At 71.4% G+C, this 4,684-nt stretch carries 4 protein-coding genes and 2 pseudogenes; all 6 read right to left on the minus strand.

The window, feature by feature from the left end; genetic code table 11:
* On the minus strand, nucleotides 1–955 hold a 955-nt coding region (locus AC27IO_RS20615), incomplete at its 3' end, for a cobyric acid synthase (protein ID WP_498740511.1).
* 189 nt (nucleotides 956–1,144) lie between these two features.
* On the minus strand, nucleotides 1,145–1,933 hold the full coding sequence (gene budC, locus AC27IO_RS20620) for a meso-2,3-butanediol dehydrogenase (RefSeq protein WP_498740512.1): 789 nt from the start codon (nucleotides 1,931–1,933) through the stop codon (nucleotides 1,145–1,147).
* A 250-nt stretch (nucleotides 1,934–2,183) separates the two neighbouring features.
* Entirely contained in the window at nucleotides 2,184–2,576 is a 393-nt protein-coding gene (locus AC27IO_RS20625; RefSeq protein ID WP_284428858.1) for a DUF3037 domain-containing protein, read from the minus strand.
* On the minus strand, nucleotides 2,563–3,348 hold the full coding sequence (locus tag AC27IO_RS20630; protein WP_498740514.1) for a HipA family kinase: 786 nt from the start codon (nucleotides 3,346–3,348) through the stop codon (nucleotides 2,563–2,565). Before AC27IO_RS20630 ends, AC27IO_RS20625 begins: the two co-directional genes overlap by 14 nt.
* Nucleotides 3,349–3,402: 54 nt before the next feature.
* A pseudogene (locus tag AC27IO_RS20635) lies at nucleotides 3,403–4,411 on the minus strand (aminotransferase class I/II-fold pyridoxal phosphate-dependent enzyme).
* A 115-nt stretch (nucleotides 4,412–4,526) separates the two neighbouring features.
* Nucleotides 4,527–4,684: pseudogene (locus tag AC27IO_RS20640) on the minus strand (NUDIX hydrolase); the annotation flags it as partial.

The raw sequence follows: 4,684 nt of genomic DNA on the forward strand, positions 1-4,684 counted from the left end.
CCAGCCCCTGCGCGCGCAGCCAGGCCAGGTCGGCCGCCGTGGCCTTGGAGCCGGGCAGCACGATCCAGTCGGCCCCCGCCACGTCAGCCGGGCTGCGCGCCCACAGCAGCCGCACGCCCGGCACGGCCTTCAGGGGCTGGAATTCGTCGAGGTTGCTGATGCGCGGGTAGGCCACCACGGCGATGGTCGTGTGCACCACGCCGCTGGCGCGCGCGGCATCGTCGAACACCCCGTCTTCCTCGGGCAGGCCATGGTGCCACTGCATGGGGATGGTGGCCACGGTGGGCACGCCGGTCAGCTGTTGCAGCATCTCGGGCGCGGGGGCCAGCAACGCCGCGTCGCCCCGGAACTTGTTGAGCACGAAGCCCTGGATCAGCGCGCGCTCGTCCTCGGGCACCAGGGCCCAGGTGCCGTACAGGTGGGCGAAGGCGCCGCCCCGGTCGATGTCGGTGACGAGCAGGCAGCTCGCGCCCGCATGCCGCGCCACGCGCAGGTTGACCACGTCGCTCGCTTGCAGGTTGATCTCGGCGGGGGACCCCGCGCCTTCGATCACCACCACGTCGTTCTCGGCGCGCAGCGCATCGAGCGCGGCGGCGATCTGCGGCCACACGCGCGCACTGCGGCCGCGCCAGGGCAATGCGGACAGCTCCTCGCTCACCTGCCCCATCAGCACCACCTGGCTGCGCGTATCGGCCTCCGGCTTGAGCAGCAGCGGGTTCATGCGCACATCGGGCTCGGCACGCGCCGCCAGGGCCTGGAAATACTGCGCGCTGCCGATCTCGCCGTGGCCGCCACCCGGCCCGGCGACCACGCGCGCGTTGTTGCTCATGTTCTGCGCCTTGAACGGCGCGACCTTCAGGCCCTGGTTGCTGTACCAGCGGCACAGGGCCGTGGCCAGCCAGCTCTTGCCGGCGCCACTGGTCGTGCCCAGCACCATGACGCAGCGCGCCGCCATGTCAGCGCCCGGCGCCACCCGTGCCCTGCCGGGCAGGGACGAGGGTGCCTTGGCAGGCGGTGGCGGGGCCAGGAAAAGCGAAGGCGGCAAAGGGCACGGACGCAGCTTGGAAAGCGGAGGCCGTATTGTCCCCTGCCCCGCCCGCGTTTTTTCAACGCCGCGCAAGCGGCTGCGCGTCCGCGCCGCCGCTCACTGCACCGGCTGGCCGTTCGATGCGGACACGCCCCCATCCACCGGCAGCACCACGCCGGTGACGAAGCTCGCATCCGGGCTGGCGAGGAAGGCAATCACCGCCGCGATCTCCTCGGGCTCCGCGCCGCGGCCCAGGGGAATGCGTTCGGCGAATTTCTTCAGTTGCTCCGGATCGTTCTTGATGTCTTGCGTCATGCCCGTGAAGGTCAGGCTGGGCGCCACGGCGTTGACGCGCACGCCGTCCTTGCCGTGGTCCATCGCCAAGGCACGGGTGAAGTTGGAGACCGCGCCTTTGGAGGCGTTGTAGAAGCTCATGTCCCAGTCGCCGCCCAGGCCGGAGACGGACGAGGTGTTGACGATGCAGCCCCGCGTCTTGAGCAGGTGCGGCAGGGCCGCGCGCGCGCCGTGGAAAACGCCCGAGACATTGGTCGCGAGGATGCGGTGCCAGTCTTCCAGGCTGGCTTCCATGACCTTGCCCTGCACGGCGATGCCGGCGTTGTTGACCATCACGTCGAGGCGGCCGAATCGCTCCACCGTGGCTTCGACGAGGGCCTGCACTTCGTCGAACTTCGAGACGTCGGCCGGATGGGCGAGCGTGCGGTCGGCCGGCAGGTCGGCGCGCGTCGCCGCCAGCTTGTCGTCGCTGAGGTCGGCGATGACCACCTTGGCACCCTCCTGCGAAAAGCGCCGTGCCGTAGCAGCGCCGATGCCGGACCCCGCTCCGGTGACGATGACGACCTGGTCCGTGAAGCGCTGCAGCGGAGTGGAGGACGGTGGCTGGGCCATGGGGTTTCCTTTCGTGTGGGGGTGAATGCGCTGCTGGCGATGCCAGGCCTGCCTCGACGGACACGCCGCGATGGCATTCCGCTGGAGAGGGCATCGCACGGCAGGCGCGTAAACGGCCATTCTTCGGCGCATCGCCCGCGCGGGACCCGCGCCATGCGCCCGTCCGCCTGTCAGCCAAGGCCGCACACCAGCGCGCACGGCAGCACGGGGCGGGGACCATGCCCGGCGCCGCCCCTTTGGCGAACACCCCTTAAACCAGCGGGCGCACCATGCGGTCCATGATGTGCTCCAGCGCCGCGCCCGCATCGGTGCAGCGCCCGGTGTGCACCGGCGAGGTCTGGATGATCCCGCTGCGCCGCGCGGTCAGCCAGTGAAAGCGCGATCGGTAAGGCATCTGCGCGATGGGCCCGCAGCCCGTGTCGCCCGCGCAGATGGCGACGATGGCCGCCAGGTGCCGGCGCACCGTGTCCAGGTCGGCCGCAGGGTCCAGGGCCAGCAGCCGCGCCTCGTCCAGTGCCATGGCGGCCTGAAGGAAGCCCGTGCGCTGGCACGAAAGAATGGCGCCGGCATTGATGAATTCTTCGCGCTCCACGCGCGGCACCACGCGCACGATGGCGTAGTCGTACACATCAGCGGCGTGCATCGATCGCTCCTTTCAGCCAGGCGCCGCGCCCGGCCAGCCGTGCGGCGAAGTAATCCGCGTAGGCCTGCCGGTGGGTGCCGGTCGCGGTCAACGGGCCTTCGGCGTGGTCGGCACCGGCCAATTGCAGGAATTCATCGGGCACCTCGGACAGCACGCCCTGCAGCACGGCGGGCGTGAGGCGCGCGGCCAGTTCCGCATCCACCTGGGCCAGCGCGGTGGCGCGGGGCAGCAGCACGTGGTCGGCAATGGGGGCGAAGGGCTTGGCGGGCACGGCCACCGTGCCGTTCCACGCATGGTGGAAAGTGAGCGCCGCGCCATGGTCGATGAGCCACGGGTTGCGGTGCCACACCAGCAGGTTGGTGTTGCGCGCCGTGCGGTCCACGTTGCCCACCAGCGTATCGAACCAGACCAGCCGCGAGGCGAAGTCGTCCGAGACCGCATCCACCGCCGGGTCGAAGTTCGCGGCGCCCGAGAGGTAGTCCAGCCCCACATTGAGGCCGCCGCTGGCACGGATCAGGTCCTGGATCTCGGGGTCCGGCTCGGTCTGCGCCAGGGCCACGTCCAACTGCGCGAGCACGATCTCGGGAACGGGCAGGCCCAGCGCGCGGGCGATGCCCCCGGCGATCATCTCGGCGAGCAGGGCCCGCACGCCCTGCCCCGCGCCACGGAACTTGAGCACATACAGGCCCAGGTCGTCACCCTCGACGACGGCGGGCATGGAGCCGCCCTCACGCAGGGGCGTGACGTAGCGGCTGACGGTGATGGTGCGCATGGCGGAGCGGCTTCCTTCGAGCGGTCGCGGGTGAGGCGGGGATGGTAGCGGCAGTCAGCCGATCCAGGCCTGGCGCAGCGCCTGCTGGGAACCCGGCGGCAGCACGCCCAGGCGCACCTGCCCCGGCAGCCCGAACGACGTGACGTCGCGCAGCTTGATGCCGTGGGCTCGCAACCGCTGCAGGGCCGCCGGCAGGTCATCCACCCCAGGCCGTGCCACGAAGTAGTTGGCCAGGCTCCCGGGCACGACGGCCCAGCCCAGCGCTTCGCACAGCGCCTGCTGCTCCGCCTTCCAGGCGCGCAGCGCGTCCAGGCTGTCGCGCAGCCAGCGCTGGGGGGAGGCAAGGGTCCATGCCGTGAGCAACGCCACGCCATGGGCGCCGATGGGCCACGATGGCGCCAGCGACCGCAGCGCGGCCAGGTCTTGCGACGGCTGCGCCTGCGGCGCAATGGCGTAGGCCGCGCGCACGCCCGTCAGGCCCAGGGCCTTGTTGGGCGTCCACAACTGCCAGGCGTTGGCGGGCATGGGGGGGGGCGGCACCGTCCAGGCGCAGGGGGGCGTAGGCACAGTCGAGCACGCGCAGTGCGCCGTCTTGCGCTCCGGGCCGGCCCCAGGCGGCCAGCTCGAGGTCGGGCGTGCCGAGCGGGCTGGAGGGATCGCACGCCCAGAACAGGCCGGTGCCTGCCTGGCCTGCACCGGGCGCGGCGCGCCGCACATCCAGCCCCCAGGCCTGCGCCGCGCGCGTGTAGTCCCCATAGCCATGCGCCGGCACCGCCACGGCCCGCTCGCCCCGCCGGGCGGCGAAGGCGGTGATGCGGTGGATGAATTCGCTCGCGCTGCCCGCGATCACGATGCGCGCCGGCGCCACGCCGTGGAAGGCGCCCAGGTGCTCGCGCAACGCGGTATAGGCCGGGTCGGGGTAGTGCCGGGCGTCGGCATGGCGCAGCGCTTCAACCACGCTAGGGCACGGGCCGCAGGCGTTGCTGTTGGTGGAAAAGTCGTGCAGCGGCACGCCCAGGGCGTCCGGGCCGCCATGCAGGGGGGCGTGCAACGTCACATCCATCGCAACTACCAAAATGCTATTGAAAAGTGAGCAACAAGGGCAATCAATCCGCCGGCATTGGAGGCGATACGGGCCAAAAACGCGGCGGTGGCGGGCGCCGTGCGGCCCGCCCGGGTCAGCGCGGCTGCAGCACGCTGGCGTCGGTGTGGATCAGCTCCAGCGGGTAGCGCTTGCCGGCCAGGTAGTCCTCGATGCACTCCATCACCAGCGGGCTGCGGTGGCGGTCCGCGCAGCAGCGGATCTCGTCGAGCGTCATCCACACGGTGCGCACGA

It is taken from the genome of Acidovorax sp. KNOB132, from assembly GCF_057541515.1.